17 protein-coding genes and 1 tRNA gene are annotated in these 15,700 nt (G+C 70.7%); 11 read left to right on the forward strand and 7 right to left on the reverse strand.

Annotation, left to right across the window (positions count from 1 at the left end; genetic code table 11):
* Positions 1-7: 7 nt before the first annotated feature.
* Complete coding sequence (locus K6T50_RS15015) at positions 8-349, reverse strand: cupin domain-containing protein (protein ID WP_222607372.1); 342 nt, start codon at positions 347-349, stop codon at positions 8-10.
* A gap of 104 nt (positions 350-453) precedes the next feature.
* Here K6T50_RS15015 and K6T50_RS15020 point away from each other — a divergent pair, with 104 nt between their 5' ends.
* Complete coding sequence (locus K6T50_RS15020; RefSeq protein WP_222607373.1) at positions 454-978, forward strand: DUF5817 domain-containing protein; 525 nt, start codon at positions 454-456, stop codon at positions 976-978.
* 42 nt (positions 979-1,020) lie between these two features.
* Positions 1,021-1,416, forward strand: coding sequence for a hypothetical protein (locus K6T50_RS15025; protein WP_222607374.1), 396 nt, complete (start codon positions 1,021-1,023; stop codon positions 1,414-1,416).
* A gap of 67 nt (positions 1,417-1,483) precedes the next feature.
* On the opposite strand, the gene hmgA is transcribed toward K6T50_RS15025, so the two are convergent.
* Positions 1,484-2,704, reverse strand: a complete 1,221-nt coding sequence (gene hmgA, locus K6T50_RS15030) for a hydroxymethylglutaryl-CoA reductase (NADPH) (RefSeq protein WP_222607375.1) — start codon at positions 2,702-2,704, stop codon at positions 1,484-1,486.
* A 593-nt stretch (positions 2,705-3,297) separates the two neighbouring features.
* Here hmgA and K6T50_RS15035 point away from each other — a divergent pair.
* On the forward strand, positions 3,298-4,839 hold the full coding sequence (locus tag K6T50_RS15035; RefSeq protein ID WP_222607376.1) for an amidohydrolase: 1,542 nt from the start codon (positions 3,298-3,300) through the stop codon (positions 4,837-4,839).
* Between the two features lie 43 nt (positions 4,840-4,882).
* On the opposite strand, the gene K6T50_RS18960 is transcribed toward K6T50_RS15035, so the two are convergent.
* Both K6T50_RS18960 and K6T50_RS15045 read right to left on the reverse strand, forming a co-directional pair.
* Positions 4,883-5,944 (reverse strand): winged helix-turn-helix domain-containing protein, encoded by a 1,062-nt coding sequence (locus K6T50_RS18960; RefSeq protein ID WP_225935338.1) that lies wholly within the window; start codon positions 5,942-5,944, stop codon positions 4,883-4,885.
* 60 nt (positions 5,945-6,004) lie between these two features.
* Positions 6,005-6,553, reverse strand: a complete 549-nt coding sequence (locus K6T50_RS15045; RefSeq protein WP_222607377.1) for an HIT family protein — start codon at positions 6,551-6,553, stop codon at positions 6,005-6,007.
* Positions 6,554-6,707: 154 nt separating this feature from the next.
* Between K6T50_RS15045 and K6T50_RS15050 the strand changes: the two genes are divergently transcribed.
* Positions 6,708-6,908 carry a DUF7835 family putative zinc beta-ribbon protein gene (locus K6T50_RS15050; protein ID WP_222607378.1) on the forward strand — a complete coding sequence of 67 codons (201 nt, stop codon included), beginning with the start codon at positions 6,708-6,710 and terminating at the stop codon, positions 6,906-6,908.
* Positions 6,909-7,036: 128 nt separating this feature from the next.
* Here K6T50_RS15050 and map read toward each other — a convergent pair whose 3' ends face one another.
* Complete coding sequence (gene map / locus K6T50_RS15055) at positions 7,037-7,930, reverse strand: type II methionyl aminopeptidase (RefSeq protein WP_222607379.1); 894 nt, start codon at positions 7,928-7,930, stop codon at positions 7,037-7,039.
* A 152-nt stretch (positions 7,931-8,082) separates the two neighbouring features.
* On the opposite strand from map, the gene K6T50_RS15060 reads away from it, so the two are divergent.
* From K6T50_RS15060 to K6T50_RS15070, 3 genes are all read left to right on the forward strand, one after another.
* Complete coding sequence (locus tag K6T50_RS15060) at positions 8,083-8,808, forward strand: guanosine phosphorylase (protein WP_222607380.1); 726 nt, start codon at positions 8,083-8,085, stop codon at positions 8,806-8,808.
* 235 nt (positions 8,809-9,043) lie between these two features.
* Positions 9,044-9,436: a DUF7344 domain-containing protein gene (locus tag K6T50_RS15065; RefSeq protein WP_222607381.1), complete on the forward strand. Its 393-nt coding sequence runs from the start codon at positions 9,044-9,046 to the stop codon at positions 9,434-9,436.
* 2 nt (positions 9,437-9,438) lie between these two features.
* A complete protein-coding gene (locus K6T50_RS15070; protein WP_225935339.1) occupies positions 9,439-10,143 on the forward strand; it encodes a DICT sensory domain-containing protein in 705 nt (234 codons plus the stop codon).
* Between the two features lie 80 nt (positions 10,144-10,223).
* On the opposite strand, the gene K6T50_RS15075 is transcribed toward K6T50_RS15070, so the two are convergent.
* Positions 10,224-11,381 (reverse strand): NAD-binding protein, encoded by a 1,158-nt coding sequence (locus K6T50_RS15075; RefSeq protein WP_222607382.1) that lies wholly within the window; start codon positions 11,379-11,381, stop codon positions 10,224-10,226.
* A gap of 114 nt (positions 11,382-11,495) precedes the next feature.
* Between K6T50_RS15075 and K6T50_RS15080 the strand changes: the two genes are divergently transcribed.
* From K6T50_RS15080 to K6T50_RS15095, 4 genes are all read left to right on the forward strand, one after another.
* Positions 11,496-12,722: a TrkA C-terminal domain-containing protein gene (locus K6T50_RS15080; RefSeq protein WP_222607383.1), complete on the forward strand. Its 1,227-nt coding sequence runs from the start codon at positions 11,496-11,498 to the stop codon at positions 12,720-12,722.
* A complete protein-coding gene (locus tag K6T50_RS15085) occupies positions 12,719-14,128 on the forward strand; it encodes a DUF8167 domain-containing protein (RefSeq protein WP_222607384.1) in 1,410 nt (469 codons plus the stop codon). The genes K6T50_RS15080 and K6T50_RS15085 overlap by 4 nt, the downstream gene beginning before the upstream one ends.
* A 70-nt stretch (positions 14,129-14,198) precedes the next feature.
* Positions 14,199-14,474, forward strand: a complete 276-nt coding sequence (locus K6T50_RS15090) for a ubiquitin-like small modifier protein 1 (RefSeq protein WP_222607385.1) — start codon at positions 14,199-14,201, stop codon at positions 14,472-14,474.
* Between the two features lie 95 nt (positions 14,475-14,569).
* A tRNA-Val gene (locus K6T50_RS15095) sits at positions 14,570-14,644 on the forward strand.
* Positions 14,645-15,075: 431 nt separating this feature from the next.
* Here the strand turns inward: K6T50_RS15095 and K6T50_RS15100 are convergent.
* Positions 15,076-15,357 carry a DUF8028 family protein gene (locus tag K6T50_RS15100; RefSeq protein WP_222607386.1) on the reverse strand — a complete coding sequence of 94 codons (282 nt, stop codon included), beginning with the start codon at positions 15,355-15,357 and terminating at the stop codon, positions 15,076-15,078.
* Positions 15,358-15,700: the final 343 nt, after the last annotated feature.

Below are 15,700 nucleotides of genomic sequence, written 5' to 3' on the forward strand. Positions count from 1 at the left end.
CGACGACCTACTCCTGCCAGTCGGGGTTCGGCCGCGGCGGGCTGAACACGTCGATCCCCTCCACGCGCTCGTCCCCCCTGTTCTCGGCGCCGTGAACCTCCTCGCCCGCGAGGACGTACGAGTCGCCCGCCTCGCAGACGACCTCCTCGCCGTCGGCGAGAACGAACGTCAGAGCACCTGCGGTGATGTATCCCGCCTGCTCGTGGTGGTGGCTGTGCGACGGCACTTCGGCGCCCGGCTCGATCGAGAAGTGCTGGACGCTCATGTTCTCGCCCGTCGCGAGCTGCGCGAGGTGGACGCCGTCGACCGCCTCCGTGTCGCCGCTCGGGTCGTGGGGTACGTGATCCATACAGTGGTCGGCGACGGCGCACCTCTTAGTTCCGCCGCCGTGGGGGCGCGACCGCCCCGCCGACGGTGACAAGGTTCAATTCCGATGACGGGCAACCCATCGGTATGTACGCGGTCGTCGGCTGTCGCTCCTGTGGCACCTACTGGCTCGTCTCGGACCCGGACGCTCAAGAATCGGCGACGTGCCCGCGCTGTGACACGCGACACCCGACAGACCGGCTCAAACGCTTCTACGAGTCCGAGGACCGGGCAGCCGCGGCGCAGGCGCGGGCGAAGCTGCTCGCCGACAAGCGCGGGCAGTCGGGGGCGTTCGAGCGCGCCGGATCGGTCGCCGAGCTGGAACGCGAACTGGAGGGGTTCGAGGGCGCCGTCGACGACCGCGAGTACCTCGAGGCCTCGGGGCTCGACGCCGACGAGGTCGCGGCCGCCGGCAGCGACGACGCCGGCGGGTCGCGCTCGCGCGACGAGATCGTCCGAGATGCTATCCGCGAGGGCAACGCGACCGAGGAGGCCGTCGTCGCGTACGCGACCGACCACGGGGTCCCCGCCGAGGCCGCCCGCGACATCCTCGACCGGCTCGCGCGCCGCGGCGAGGCGACCGAGTCGGGCGGCGAGTATCGACTCCTGTAACCGCGACGGAGCGTTTATACCGGATTGCGGACCAGTCCGAGCATGTCGATCACCGCGGGGGAGGCGCTCGCCGGCGTCGCGACCGCGGTCGCGGCGGCGGAGACGTTCCACGCCACGCTCGCCTGGCCGCTCCAGTCCGGCGCCACGGCGGCCGACGCACCCCCATACGCCGGCCTCCTGTTCCTCGCGACGTTCGTCTCGCTGCTGGGCGTGTTCCTGACGATGCACGGCGCGGCGGCGTACGCGCTGCTCGTGTGGGAGGTGACGACCGGGATCGCGGCGTGGGTGTACGTCCACCCCGCAGTCGGCGGGTTCCTGATCGCCGCGGCCGCGGTCCAGACGCCGATGGCGGCGCATCTGTGGGGCGACCCGCTGCACGTCCGGCGGCGGACGGTGTGGGCGATCCGGGCGGTCGCGACCCACCTCGACGAGCGGTAGCGACCCCACGTACTTGGACGAGCCGTAGCGACGGCCCCGGGATATCGGGTTCTCGCCGCCGTTGCGCCTACCGACCGAGGCTCGCGTGCGCCGACGAGAGGTTGCGCGAGGCGAGCGCCGACAGCAGCGAGAGTTCGCCCGCCAGCGCCGCGACGGCGACAGCCTCCGCGAGCGCGTCGGCGTTGCTGCCGGCGGGGTTGCCCCCGCCGCGGATGCCGAGCACCTCCAGCGCCTCCGACTGCGTGGGAAGCTTGGTGCCGCCGCCGACCGTTCCGACCTCCAGCGACGCGATGGTGACGCTGACGTATAGATCGCCGTCCCCGTCGACCTCGGCGGTCGTGATGGCGTTCGCGCCCTCGACGACCTGCGCGGCGTCCTGTCCGGTCGCGAGGAACATCGCCGCCACCGAGTTGGCGACGTGGGCGTTGAAGCCGAGGCTGCCCGCCTTCGCGGAGCCGACGAGGTTCTTGCGGGTGTTCACCTCGGCGACGGCTTCGGGGGTCGTCTTCAGCGTCTCCCGGACGGTCTCGCGGGGGATCGTCACGTCGGCGGCGACGGTGCGCCCGCGGCCCTCGACGGCGTTGATCGCGGCGGGCTTCTTGTCGGTGCAGAGGTTGCCCGACAGCGCCACGAGCGAGGCGCTCGTCTCCGCCTCGATCACGTCGCAGGCCTCCTCGGTCGCGATGGTCGCCATGTTCATCCCCATCGCGTCCTTCGTGTCGTACGCGAACCGGACGAAGACGGTGTTACCGACGACGTACGGCGTCGCCTCCTTCAACTCGCCGTGGCTCGTCGTCGACTCGGCGGCCTCCCGCAGCGCCTCGGTGTTGTCGCGCACCCACGAGGAGAGGGCCTCGGCCTCGGCCACGTCGGCGACGCGGAAGGCGGGCGCGCGTGTCATCCGGTTCTTGAGGACGCGCGCGCCTGCGCCGCCGGCGGTGTTCAGCGCGGCACAGCCGCGGTTCACCGACGCGAGCAGCGCGCCCTCGGTCGTCGCCATCGGGAGGTAGTGTTCGCCGGAGATGACGCCGCCGTCGATCGCGACGGGGCCGACGACGCCCAGGGGGATCTGGACCGCCCCGAGCATGTTCTCGATGTTCGCGTCGGCGGCCTCGGCGGGGAAGCCGTAGTCGCCGCTGACGGAGAGATCGGCGCCGGAGTGGTCCTCGACGAGCAGCCGTCGCGCCGCCGCGGCGGTGTCGGCGTCGGCGTGTTCCTCTAGCTCGTACAGGCGGAGATCGCCGTCGAGAACGCGCCCGGCGAGTTCCTCGGCGTCGGTGTCGGTCATGGATCGGTGTGGTCGGGGGTGTCGCTAAGTCGTGTCGATTCTGGCGATCGGAGTCCGATGGTGATCGTTTCGGAGTGACCGCGACGACCGGTTCCGCCATCGCGGGGTCGCAGCTCCCGAAAGCCCCCGCGGCCCCTTTCATTCCCACCCTCTGCTCGGACGGGCCGAGCGTCGAAGTCATCTGTTTGGTGTGCACGAACTGCGGTCGTTCACGAGAGCACAGCTCTCGTGAGCTCACGAGACGCGCCACGTCTCGTGAACGGCGCGCGCCGGCCGGCCTCCGTGCCGGCCGGACGCGCGCGAGGGATGAGCGACCGAGCGGAGCGAGGGAGCGAATCGGCTGGGGAGGACGAGGTGCGGTGCGGTCGCGGCGGGCGGGACTGAAAGGGGCCGGTTCGCTCGTGAGCCGAGACGACGCAAGCACCGCAGGTCGAAGGCCGAGGAGCGCAGCGAGGCGTAGGCCACGAGCGAACCGGGGGCTTTCGCGGTCGTCGTGTTCGCCGTGTTCGCGGTCGCATCCGGAGATCCACCAGCCAGAACGAAGCCTGATCGTTCCCGAACCGTTACCACCCCGCCGACCACAACCCAGCACAATGACCGAACCCGCAGACCTCGTCGTCACGAACGCCGAGGTACACACGCTCGCCGAGCCCGACGAGACGCACGAGGCGTTCGCCGTCCGCGACGGCCGCGTCGTCCGCCTCGGCGCCGCCTACGACGTGGAGTTCCTCGCCGGCGCCGACACCGAGACCATCGACGCAGAGGGCCGCGTCGCGATCCCGGGGCTGATCGACGCGCACACCCACCTCCTCAACGCCGGACGGACGCTCGTCCACGCCGACCTCTCGGCGGCCGACTCCCCCGACGAGGCCGTCGAGTCGCTCCGCGAGCGCGCCGCCGAGGTCGACACAGACGCCGGCGAGTGGGTGCTCGGGTTCGGCTACGACGAGTCGACGTGGGACGAGTCGCGGCCGCTCACGCGCGAGGACCTTCACGCGGTGTCCGAGATCGTGCCCGTCGTCGCCGTCCGCGAGGACATGCACGTCGCGAGCGTCAACGACCCGGTGTTCGACCGGCTCCGAGAGCGGATGCCCGACGGCGACGTGCGAACCGAGGGCGGCGACCCGACCGGCGTGATCGTCGAGGAGGCCGTCGACCCCGTCTACGAGGCGATCGAACCCGACGCAGAGGAGGCCGAGGAGCTGATTCGGGCCGTCCAGTCGACCGCCAACGAGCGCGGCGTCACGATGGTTCACGACATGGTCCGGCAGTCGAAGGCGCCGGAGGTGTACCGCGATCTGGACCTCGCGGACGAGCTCACCCTCCGGGTTCGGATCAACTACTGGGCCGACCACCTCGACTCGCTGATCGACGGCGGCCTCCGCACGAACCACGGCAGCGACATGGTGCGGACGGGCGCCGTGAAGTCCTACACCGACGGCACGTTCGGCGGTCGGACCGCGAAGCTCCACGAACCGTACGCCGACGATCCCGACGAGACGGGGACGTGGGTGCGCGACCCCGACGGGATCCGCGACCTCGTCGCCCGCGCCGACGACCACGACTTCCAGGTGACGCTGCACGCTATCGGCGACGCAGCCGTCGACGCGGTGCTCGACGCCTACGAGAACACCGACGACCCGGGCGACTCCCGCCACCGAATCGAGCACTCGGAACTCGCGAGCGACGAGGCGATCGAGCGGATGGCCGACCTGGGCGTCGTCGCGTCGATGCAGCCCAACTTCCACAAGTGGGGCTTCGAGGGCGGCCTCTACGACGACCGCCTCGGCGACCGGCGCACCGACGCGAACCGCCTGCCGGCCTACCTCGACGCCGGCGCGCCGCTGGCGTTCGGCAGCGACTGCATGCCGCTGGACCCCCTCCTCGGCGTCCACTACGCTGTCAACGCCCCCAGCGAGGGCCAGTCGCTCGGCGTCACCGAGGCGCTGCGGGCGTACACCGGCGGCGCGGCCTATGCCGGATTCGACGAGGACCGACTCGGGACGCTGGAATCGGGCAAGCGCGCGGACGTCGTCCTGCTCGACGACTCGCCGTGGGAACAGTCCGACCGGATCGACGAGATCGAGGCGGCGCTGACGGCCGTCGACGGCCACGTGGTGTACGACGGGCGCTGAGTCGTCGGCCGAGTCGCCCCCGCCGCGGTCGGCCGACGCTCGGCTAGTCCTCGGCGGCGGCGTCGACCGCGGTCGTTTCGGTTTCCGTTTCCGTCTCCACCTCGGTCGCGAGCACCTCCAGCGTCTCGTCGACGGTGACGCGGATCGTGTCGCCCTCGCACGGCAGGTCGAGGCGGACGCGCAGCGGCTCCTCGCTGACGAGGGTCGTGTGCACGTCGCTGACGGTCCACGGGTGCGTCCAGAACGGCTCGGTGGTGAGGTCGACGCCGCGGTCGGAGAAGAACGTGAGCACGGGCGCGGTGTCGAGGAGGTTCACCCCGACCGCCGAGGTGAGGCGGTTGTCACAGCGGCCGCAGGTGTGGCGCACCGCGACCTCCTGGCCGGGGACGGCGATGTCGTCGACCAGCTCAGTCTCCATCCGGCCCATGCACTCCGGGCAGACGCCGTCGGCCGCGAGACAGTAGTGGTGACGGACGTGGTGGTGGAACGCGTCGAGGAACTCATCGGGGGTGCGGTCGGCGAGCCCGCCCGGCGGGAACGAGTAGTTCACCGGCGTGCGCCCACAGTCCGTACAGGCGATGGTGAGGAGTTCGTTCGCGTACCGCGCCTCCAGGTCGCCGTCGCACTCGTAGCAGGCGCCCGGCGCGTCGAACGGACCGACCTCCCCGCGGCCGGTGAACGTCCCCGCGAACACCGAGCGCACGACCTTCCATCCCGGCGTCCGGAACTCGTACCCCTCCACGCAGTCTCCTGCGGCCACGGCGTCGTCGCCGGCGGCGGTGCCTGCGTCGCCGGCGGCTGTGCCCGCGCCGTCGGCACCGTCGGGGTCGTCGTCGACAGCGTCGTCGCCGCACTCGACCTTGCGCACGAAGTGATCGAGCAACTGCTTCAGGTGGTAGTTGAAGTGGGCGCTGTCGTCGAGGTCGGTGCGCTCGTACAGCTCCGAGAACGCGACCGGTCGGTCGTCCTCGCGCTCGATCGTCGCCTCGTGCAGCGACTGGAGGATGTCGATGCGCGTCTCGTTGCCGAGGAGGGCGAACGCCTCCGCCGGGTCGAGGTCCGCCTCGCCCGCGTGGTCGACGGCCTCCTCCGCGGATCTGCTCATACGTGCTCGTGCGTCATCGTTCGATAAAGTCGTTGGGTCGCCTCCGGCCGACCCGCCGGCTCACTCGAACGCGATCCGCACCGCCTCGTCGTCGTCGCCGACGCGGGCGCCCTCCTGCCCGGCGAAGGCGTCGCGGAGGCGCTCCCACGTGTCCTCCAGCGCCTCGACGATCACCTTCGTGTCCGAGATGACGGGCATGAAGTTCGTGTCGCCCTCCCATCGCGGGACGATGTGAGTGTGGAGGTGGTCGTCGATGGAGCCGCCGGCGGCGCTCCCCCCGAGGTTCATCCCGGCGTTGAGGCCGTTCGGGTCGAGCGCCTCGTCTAACGCGCGCATCGTCCGCTGTTTCATCCTGGCGTGATCCAGCAGCGTCGCGTCGTCGAGGGCGGGGAACTCCCCCTCGTGGACCCGCGGGATCACCATGACGTGGCCGGGGTTGTACGGGTAGTTGTTGAGCAGGACGAACGCGCGCTCGCTGCGGGCGACGATGCGGGAGGCGCGGTCGTCGTCGCGCTCGGGCAACACGCAGAACGGGCAGCCGTCGATCGCGTCCTCCTCGGGGTCGCGTTCGACCCACTCGATGCGCCACGGCGCGAACACCTGATCCATACCCGGCGGTCGTCCGCGCGGCTCTTAGAACCCCGTGAGCGCGGGCCGGGAACTGGTCGACGGGAACACGACACATCGGTCGGCGGGCGAACGACACAAAGAGTTATTACACACGTGGTATCTTTATCGGGGTTAGCGTCGTATGCGAACGCGCATGGCGACCCAACCCTCCGAGCCCGACCACGTCACCGAGCGCTGTTCGAACTGTGGCGGGGAGACGACGCACGACGTGCGGGTGGAGATCCGCACCGAGAGCCAGAAGGAGGAAAACGCGGAGTTCTCCCGCGAGCCGTACCGGATCACGACCTGCAGCGAGTGCGGAGCCGAGACGGCGACCCGGATGAACAACGCGTAGCACCTGCCCGCATCGGCCGACCGTCCCACCGGGCCCGACCGGAGCGGCCCCGGGACCGCACTACCGCTCCGCGTGTTCCGTTCGATCCCCAGCAACGGCGTTGCCCTCGACCGTCGACGCGCGCCGACTCAGGCGAACAGCCCCTCGGTCGTCACCTCGATCCCGTCCTCGGTGACGACGATGGTGTGCTCCGCCTGGCTGACCAGCTCGCCGTCCTGTTCCTTCAGGACGGGGTACCCCTTGACCGCGCCCTGCCGGGCGAGCCGCCGCAGCGCCATCTCGTCGCGCGATGAGTCGAGCCACCGCGCGGCGAAGGGGAGCCCGTCGAACTCGCGCACCTGTTCGAGCGCCTGTCGCGCCGCGCGGTTGCGGACGGACACGTCCTCGGTCAGCTCGAAGATCTCCTCCTCGTTGCCCTCGCCGACCTTCCCACGGCCCGTCGTCGCGAACGGCTCGATCGCGACGACCTGCCCGGGCTCCAGCTCGACGGAGCGGTCGACCCCGCGGTTCGGCACGTTCGGCCCCGTGTGAGCGTCGAACCGCTCGACGCCGTGTCCCGAGAGGTTGTACACAGGGGTGTAGTCGTACGCCTCGATCACGTCCTCGATCTCGGCGCCGATCTCGCCGACCGGGACGCCCGGCCCCGCGGCGTCGACGGCGGCCTCAAGCGCCTGCTCGGCGGCCTCGACCAGCTCCGTCTCGCCGGCGAGATCGACGGTCACGGCCGCATCGGCGATGTAACCGTCGACGTGGACGCCGATGTCGAGACAGACAACGTCCTCGCCGAACTCGGTCTCGTCGTCGCGCTCGGGCGTCGCGTGGCTCGCCTCCTCGTCGATCGAGACGTTCACCGGGAACGCGAGCCCCGCGCCCTCCTCGCGGATGCGCTCCTCGGCGAACTCGGCGACCTCCAGGTGGGTCGCGCCCGGCTCGACCAGCTCGCGCGTCTCGCCCATCACCGTCGTCAGGATCTCGCCCGCCTCGCGGTACTTCGCCAGCACGTCCTCGTCGAGGGCACTCATACGCGGGCGTTCGACTGAACGGGGGAAAGGGGTTGCGCTACTGCGCGGACGGCGTCGCCGTCGGTCCCGTCGCGGCCGACGCTTCCCGCCGTCGGCTCCGCTGCGGCCGACGCTTCCGCGGGGTTTTTGCTGAGCGCGCGGCGAGCGAGCGTATGGCAAACCAGCCCCACCTGCTCGTCGACGAGGGCGACGTTCACGAAATCGCGCTCATCCCGGGCAACCCCGACCGCGTCGACCGAATCGCCGACCACTGCGACGAGTCGGAGCTCGTCGCCGAGAACCGCGAGTACCGGATCGTGAACGCCACCTACGACGGCGTCGACCTCACGATCTGCTCGACGGGGATCGGCTGTCCCTCCGCGGCGATCGCCATCGAGGAGCTGCATAACGTGGGCGTCGAGACCGTGATCCGAGTCGGCACCTGCGGCGGCCTCCAGACCGACGTGGAGATCGGCGACATGGTCGTCGCCACCGGCTCCGCCAAGGAGGAGGGAACGAGCAAGCGCTACGAGTCCGAGACGTACCCCGCGGTCCCGGATTACGACACGCTCACCGCGCTCGTCGACGCCGCGGAGGCCAATGACGAGGAGGTGCACGTCGGTCCGATCGTCTCCGACGACGCGTTCTACAACGAGTCCGACGAGTACGTCGACGACTGGGAGGAGGCGGGCCTGCTCGCCATCGAGATGGAGGCGTCGGCCGTCTTCTCGCTGGCGCGCCGCCGCGGGATGAACGCCGGCGCCATCTGCACCGCCGACGGCAACCTCGTCGCCGGCACCCAGAAGGGGGCCGACTCCGAGGAGGAACTGCCCGAGAAGGCGAAGAACAACGTCGGCCGCGCCATCGACATCGCGCTCGACGCCGTCGCGTCGCTGTAGGCGGTCGGTCGCAGTGTCGGCGGTCGTTCGTGTTATCGGCCGTCGGTCGCGTTTCGGTGGTCCGAGCTGTCGGCGGCCGGTCGCGCGGTCTTCGGTCGGTCACGCGATCGGCGCCAGAATCGGACGGTGCGGCGTTCCTCGGGCGTTCCCCTCGCTCGTGAGGGACACAGCCCGCCAACATGACGAATTTCTGGCGAAGACCCTTTGTTCCACGACTGGCAATATTTGTGAGTGTATGACGAACGAATCGGTCGACCAACGTGAGGGGGGACAGGTCGAGAGCAACGTGACGCTGGCCGACGACGCGCTCTATCGGGGACTCGCGTCGACACAGCGGCGACGGCTGCTGGCGATACTGCAAGACGAGGGGCCGGACGGAACGTCGGTCGACGAGCTCGCGACGCTGCTGTGCGGGTGGGAGGCGACCGAAACCGGGGCGATGGCGACCCAGAGCGAACGGGATCGACTGCTCGTCGCACTGACGCACGTCCATCTCCCACAGCTCGATACGATCGAGTTGGTGGAGTACGACCCGGCGTCGGGAACCGTCGCGCCGCGGCCGCTCGACCCGGAGGTCGAGGAGCTCGTCGGTCGAAGCGCCGCCGCCGAGTCCTCCCGGCAGGCCTGAGGGTGACGGTGCTCGATTCGCTGCTCGCGAGCGCGGGGAACCGGGACCACGCCGTCACCGTCTACCGACGCGGGGCGCCGGTCCAAGCGGAGTCGCTGTTCGCCGCACACGGCATCGAGTTCGAGGTTCGGACGCTCGGCCCGACCGGACCCGACCCGTTCGTGCTCATCGAGGCCGACGGCGAGTTCGTCGGAGTGATCGCCGCCGCCGATCTGGCCCACATCTTCGATGCCCCCGTCGTCCGCCCCGGCGAACGCGACGAGGTTCCTGCGGGGTATCGCGCGATCTTCGAGCTGTTCGACAACACGCTGTTCGCGTCGATGCGCCGCCGCACGCTGCTGGCTGTGAGTCGCGAGATCGAGGAGCGAGCCTATCGGATCGGCTCGGGAACGCTCCGCGCGAGCTTCCAGCGGTTCTCGGCGTTCCGACCGCAGGTCGACGTGTACCGCCACCTCGCGGCCGAGACCGACCTCGACATCCACGTCCACGGCGCCGACGACTGGGACCCGCCGGCGATACCGGGGGTCACGTACCACCCGGTCGGCGACGGCGAGATCGGAGGCTTCTGGGTCGTCGCGTTCGACGGCGGCGACGGGGGACACGCGTGCGGGCTCGTCGCCCGCGAGGAGTCGGACGGCTACAAAGGGGTGTGGACCGACGACGCCGGCCTCGTCGAGGAAGTCCTGACCGCGGTCGCCGCGGCGTGACCCCGCAGGCGTGACTCCGAAGACGTGACCCCGGAGAGAGGCCTCCGTCGGGCGCGCGGGTCCGGTGGCCCACCGAGTCGTTACGATTCGTCGAGGAGCCGTCGAGCGACCGCCTCCGAGTCCTCGCCCTGGAGGGCGGACTCGACGAGGAGGTGGCCGCCGATCGTCGCCGGCGAGATGACCGTGTCGGCGCCCGCGCGCTTCAGTTTGTTCACGTTCTCGCGCCCGGTCGCCGCCGCGACGATCGTCACGTCGGGGTTGAGCTGGCGGGCGGTGAGGATGGCGAGCGCGTCCTCGGCGTCGTTGTTCGTCGCGGCGACGACCGCGCGGGCGTCGGCGACGTTCGCTCGTTCGAGCGGCTCCTCGTCGGAGGGGTCGGCGGTGAGCACGCGGACCCCGTCGCGTTCGTTGAGAACCCGCGCGACCGCCTCGTCGGGGGTGATGACGAGAAACGGCGCGTCGGCCTCGATCAGTTCGTCGATGAGCGGTTCGGTGAGTTCGCCGTGGCCGAGCACGAGCACGTGATCGGCGAGCAGGTCGATGTCTGTGTCTGTCATGCGTCCGAGGGCGGTCGTGAGGCGGGCTTCGATCGCGGGGGTGATCAGGACGCCGAGCGCGACCGCGAAGGCGGCGACGTTGAGTACGAGTGCCGACATGGCGAACCACTTCGCCAGCGGCGAGGTCGGCGTCACGTCTCCGTAGCCGACGGTCGAGGCGGTGACGACCGAGAAGTACACCGCGTCGGTGATCGTCGCCAGGTTGGTGAACTCCTCGTTGAGCGCGTACGCCCCCGCCGTCGAGTAGCCCAGCGATCCGACGAGCCCGGCGAGGGCGGCCCACTGGGTCGCCGTGAGGTCGATCTCTTCGGAGAACGGTCGGCGGTTCGCCGCGAGCACGAGCAGCGCGACGACCGACAGCAGCGCCAGCAGGAGGCCGACGCGCGTGGACCCGACGAGCCCCTGCAGCGCCGTCAACGGGAGCAACACGAGCGCGGCGTACCAGCCGGCACGGAGCCGCCGCCGGAGGCCGTACGCCGCGACCAGCAGGAGAAAGCCGGTGATCGCGCCGGTGAATCCCGCGAGCAGCGTCGCCTCCTCGGGCAACAGCGCCAGGAACGGCAGGCGGCTTCCCGGCGGCGCGACGATACGGTTGATCCCCGTGACTATCGACAGCAACGCGGCGGCGCCGACGAGTCCCACGGCCGGCCGACCGCCGAGTCGCTCCCGCAGCCTTCCCATTACCCGACTCCATCCGCCGTGCGGTGATAAACCGTGCGGCACGTGGCGGCCGCGGCGGAGGCGGCGGTGATCGCGCCCCGGTACGAATTTGTGTTCCCGCCGTCACCGGCCGGTATGGTCGATTCCTCGCTCCCGGTGCAGGTGTTGCTCGGGGTCTATCTGGGCCTGCTCACCGGGATCGTCCCCGCGCTCGTCGCGTGGACGCTCGGGTTCACGTTCAAGTACGTCACCGGCGTCTCGATCCCCGGGTTCGGTGTCGTCGTCCTCTCGCTCGCCATCGCCGGAGTCAACGGCGGACTGCTCGCGCTCAACGACGAGACGATCACGGAGGCGACCAACGGCACCGCGTTCCTGGTCGCGATCGTCGTCATCCTGATGATCTCGATGTACGCCCACGCGAAGGGCGACGCGATGGGGGCGGCGCTTCCCAAGCGGATCAGCCTCAGTCAGCTCACCGAACGGACGCTCTCGTCGGAGGCGGTCGACCTCGCGAGCGGCCGGGGGCGCGTTCGCGTCACCGTCGCCGGCGACGTGGCCGACATCGAGGGGTACCCCCCGCTCCCGCCGGAGCTGCGCGCGGAGCTTCGCTCCTTCGAGGAGGACTTCGACGCGGACCTCCCGCTGTCGGAGCTGGAGACTGCCGTCGCCGACCGCCTCCGGTCGGACCACGACCTCGCCGAGGTGACGGTGCGGCTCGACGAGCGCGGGCGCGCGACCGTCGCCGCCGCGCCCCCGCTGGCGGGCGTCTCGAAGCGCGTCCCCGCCGGCAAGCAGGCGGTTTCGGTGTCGGCGCTGCTGCCGACGGGGCTCGCCCGCGGCGACGAGGTCACCGTCGTGACGGCCGACCGCGCCGTCGACGGCACGGTCGTCGCCGCCAAGACCGACGGCGGCGGGACCGCGAAGCCGTCGAAGCCGCCCGCGACCGACGGGGGGGAGGACGCCCCCCGACCGCCCGCGTCGCCGACGACGACCGGCGGCGACGGGCGGCTCACGGTCGCCGTCGACAGGGGGGCCGCGACGCGGCTGCTCGACGCCGACGTGGAGCGCGTCGTCGTGCGCTCGCGGGGCACGAGACGCGAGTTCGAACTGCTGTCGCTGCTGCGCCGGGCCGGCAAGCGCTTCCGCCGGCTCTCGGTCCGCGCCGGCGGTCCCCTCGACGGGACGAGCCTGCGGGGGGCCGCGGTCCGCGACGAGTACGGCGTCGCCGTGCTCGCTATCAACGACGGCGGCCGGTGGCGGTTGGCGCCCGGCGGCGACACGGTCCCCGCCGCCGGGGCGGACCTCCTCGCCGTCGGGACGCGTCGCGACCTCGACCGGTTCGAACGCGAGGTGGGAGCATGATCCCGGGCCCGTCCGGCGTTCAGACGGTTGCCGCCGCGTTCGCGATCGCGGTACCCATCCAATCGTTCGTCGACGTGTTCGGCGGGCTGAACGCCCCGCGGCTCGTCGGCTTCGCGGTCGCGTCGTTCCTCGTCGCCGCCGCGGGCGCCGCCGCCTACCGTTGGTTCGTGAACGAGGCGGTCCCGCGGGGACTGACGACGCTGCTCGGGACGGCGGTCGTCGCCGTGTACCTCAACACCGTCGGCCTGTTCGAGACGGTGATCCCCGTCGGCGGCGCGATCGTGGCCGACCCCTTCGCGCCGGCGACTGTCCTCCGGAACGTCGTCAGCCTCCTCGTGGCCGCCGTCGCCGCCCCGGTCGGCAGGCGGGCCGGCGACCGGTTCGCGACGAGCGTGACCGCCGTCACCGGCGCGGACGCGGTCGACGGCGAACTCAGCCGCTTCGCCAGAACCGTGGGACGGATCCGACCGCTCACGCTCCCGGAGACGATCGTCGACATCGACGGCTACGACCCCGTCGACGACGCGACCAAGGAACGCCTCGCCGGCGAGACCATGCTGTTCCCCCGTCGCCTCTCCGACGAGGAACTCCGGGAGCGATTCCTCGCCCGGCTGAAGACTGAGTACGAGGTCGGTCACGTCGACGCCGAGTTCGACGGCGACCGGATCGTCCACCTCGGCGTCGGCCGCCGCGTCGCGGGGATCGGCCCGACGCTCGACCCGAGCGCCTGCGCCGTCGCCGTCCGCGCCGACCCGCCGAACGGCGCGGGTCCCGGGGACGTGGTCCAGGTGTGGCGCCGTCCCGAACCGGCACCAGAGCCCACGGGACCCGAGTCTGACGCGCAACCCGTCCCGGAGACGGACGCGGGCGACAACTCCGGAGCCCCAGCCGAGCCTCATTCCGCGGCTTCCACGGCGACCAGTTCCGCCGACACGCCCGCCGCCGCCGCCCCCGCGGACGAATCCGCCGACACCGATCCCGCATCGTCCGCGTCGCCCGCGCCGCCCGACTTCGAACGGGTCGCGACGGCGGAGCTGCGAAGCGCCGCGGGCGACGTGGTGACGCTGGCGGTCGACGGATCCGACGCCGCCCGGTTCGACGCCGACGGCGAGTACCGCCTCGTCACGCTCCCCGCGAGCCCCCGGGCGGACCGCGAGTTCGCGTCGGTGTTGCGCGCGGCCGACGAGACGATGGCCGTCGTTCGGATCGAGGCGGGCAGCGACCTCGAGGGCGACGCCGTCGAGAGCGTCGCCGGCGCGGTCGTCGCCGTCGAGACCGCCGGCGGGGAGGTGGAACCGATCCCCCCGCGCGGACGGACGCTGTCCGCCGGCGAGACCCTCTATCTCGTCGCCCGACCCGAGGCGATCCGGGAGGTCGAACGACGGGCGAGCGCCCCTGAGGCGTAGCAGGATCGCCGGCGAGGGGGTTCGCCCCGGCGGCGCAACGCTCTTGGCCGCCCGAGGGGGACGGATACGTATGAACTGGAAGCTGTTCGCCGATCTCGCCGAGGCGGCCGGCGAGCCGGAGCCGGACGTCGAGGCGCCCGACGCCGCCACGGTTGGGGAGGCGCTTGACGCGCTGGTGGACACCTACCCCGCGCTCGCTGCCCGGGTGCTCGACGAGGACGGCGACCTCCGTGGGCACGTCAACTTCCTCCGGAACGGTCGGGACGTCCGGGAGGCGGAGGGACTCGACACGCCGGTCGACGACGACGACGAGCTCGCGCTGTTCCCGCCGGTCAGCGGCGGGTGACCCGCGAAACCGTGGGACGGCGCCTCGGGGACGGGCCCTTTCGGAAGCCTTAATTATATCCCTGCGAATTCGATGAATGCAGAGAACGACCGGTCGGGTTGGTAGTCTAGTCCGGTTATGACACCTCCTTGACATGGAGGAGGCCGGCGGTTCAAATCCGCCCCAACCCACTTTTGACCCTCTCACGAATCGCCAGCCGGTAGCTTCGTTCACTCAGTCGCGGTTAGTGATGAAAGAGCCGGGCGGACGGCGCACACCGACCGCACGGCCGAGGCGGCGGCGGAGACCGGGATGACCTGGTACGAGCAGGACGTGAGCGTACAGGACTACAACGGCAGCGTCCGCACCGTGTGGCCCCAACCGTGGGCGCGAGCGGCGGGCGTCGGGCATAAGACCGAGGTCACGCCGCGTGAGCGAGCACGCGACACCGCTCGGCGACGCGTCCTCAGTTCCGACAGTTCACGGACGCGACCGTCCTTGCTATCTCCGCAGGTCATAGACACCGCTCTGCAGAAGTCATCCAAGATGTCACGGCCGGCTGAAACGTCGAAACGGGGATCGTTCCGAAAATGCGAACGACGGGGACCAACCGCCGACCGACTTACCGCGAGCCGTAGCCGTGGCCGAGCACCAGCGCCGCCGCGTTCGCGAGCAGCAGGCCGACGAGGACGGTGAGCTGTTCGACCGTGACGCCGTTCGCCAGCATGGGCAGGTAGACGAACGGGAGCGCGATCGCCGCGTAGAACGCGACCGCACGCGCCGGTTCGACCGCGACCGTCCGGCCGGTGCCGGTGAACTGGGTAAGGGTGTCCTTCAGCTTGGACGGCGCCGGCATCACGTCCCGGAACCCGGCCAGCGTTCGGAGGGGATTGGAGGGAGTCATTGCACACTCTACCGGTACACCCCCGACCACATATAGTATGAAGAGCATTCGGTCGGATTCGAACCGTTCACCGAGCGCCGGCGCGACCTCGGGGACGTTTCACGACGGCTTGAAAATCGACGAAACCATTCATACTGTTCGTTGAATCTTTTTCTCATCTCAACCGGACAGGACGAAATAGGGGGCGCAGGTGCACGTATCCGGTGTCGTTCCGAGATCGATCGTGACACTGTGCGGGATCGATCGCGACACGGCGCGGGGGTGTGCGTGTCGCCGGTGTTCGATGCGTCGACTATCGTCCCAGGTAAGCTGTTCGTAACAAGCGACCCGTCGACCGACGCGC

It is taken from the genome of Halobaculum magnesiiphilum (assembly GCF_019823105.1).
In the GTDB taxonomy this organism is placed as follows: Archaea; Halobacteriota; Halobacteria; order Halobacteriales; family Haloferacaceae; genus Halobaculum; species Halobaculum magnesiiphilum.

What these genes read in the sequence shown, in the direction of transcription:
- K6T50_RS15015 (WP_222607372.1), bottom strand. Translation starts at nt 349, where the DNA reads ATGGATCACGTACCCCACGACCCGAGCGGCGACACGGAGGCGGTCGAC.
- K6T50_RS15020 (WP_222607373.1), top strand. Translation starts at nt 454, where the DNA reads ATGTACGCGGTCGTCGGCTGTCGCTCCTGTGGCACCTACTGGCTCGTC.
- K6T50_RS15025 (WP_222607374.1), top strand. Translation starts at nt 1,021, where the DNA reads ATGTCGATCACCGCGGGGGAGGCGCTCGCCGGCGTCGCGACCGCGGTC.
- hmgA (WP_222607375.1), bottom strand. Translation starts at nt 2,704, where the DNA reads ATGACCGACACCGACGCCGAGGAACTCGCCGGGCGCGTTCTCGACGGC.
- K6T50_RS15035 (WP_222607376.1), top strand. Translation starts at nt 3,298, where the DNA reads ATGACCGAACCCGCAGACCTCGTCGTCACGAACGCCGAGGTACACACG.
- K6T50_RS18960 (WP_225935338.1), bottom strand. Translation starts at nt 5,944, where the DNA reads ATGAGCAGATCCGCGGAGGAGGCCGTCGACCACGCGGGCGAGGCGGAC.
- K6T50_RS15045 (WP_222607377.1), bottom strand. Translation starts at nt 6,553, where the DNA reads ATGGATCAGGTGTTCGCGCCGTGGCGCATCGAGTGGGTCGAACGCGAC.
- K6T50_RS15050 (WP_222607378.1), top strand. Translation starts at nt 6,708, where the DNA reads ATGGCGACCCAACCCTCCGAGCCCGACCACGTCACCGAGCGCTGTTCG.
- map (WP_222607379.1), bottom strand. Translation starts at nt 7,930, where the DNA reads ATGAGTGCCCTCGACGAGGACGTGCTGGCGAAGTACCGCGAGGCGGGC.
- K6T50_RS15060 (WP_222607380.1), top strand. Translation starts at nt 8,083, where the DNA reads ATGGCAAACCAGCCCCACCTGCTCGTCGACGAGGGCGACGTTCACGAA.
- K6T50_RS15065 (WP_222607381.1), top strand. Translation starts at nt 9,044, where the DNA reads ATGACGAACGAATCGGTCGACCAACGTGAGGGGGGACAGGTCGAGAGC.
- K6T50_RS15075 (WP_222607382.1), bottom strand. Translation starts at nt 11,381, where the DNA reads ATGGGAAGGCTGCGGGAGCGACTCGGCGGTCGGCCGGCCGTGGGACTC.
- K6T50_RS15080 (WP_222607383.1), top strand. Translation starts at nt 11,496, where the DNA reads ATGGTCGATTCCTCGCTCCCGGTGCAGGTGTTGCTCGGGGTCTATCTG.
- K6T50_RS15085 (WP_222607384.1), top strand. Translation starts at nt 12,719, where the DNA reads ATGATCCCGGGCCCGTCCGGCGTTCAGACGGTTGCCGCCGCGTTCGCG.
- K6T50_RS15090 (WP_222607385.1), top strand. Translation starts at nt 14,199, where the DNA reads ATGAACTGGAAGCTGTTCGCCGATCTCGCCGAGGCGGCCGGCGAGCCG.
- K6T50_RS15100 (WP_222607386.1), bottom strand. Translation starts at nt 15,357, where the DNA reads ATGACTCCCTCCAATCCCCTCCGAACGCTGGCCGGGTTCCGGGACGTG.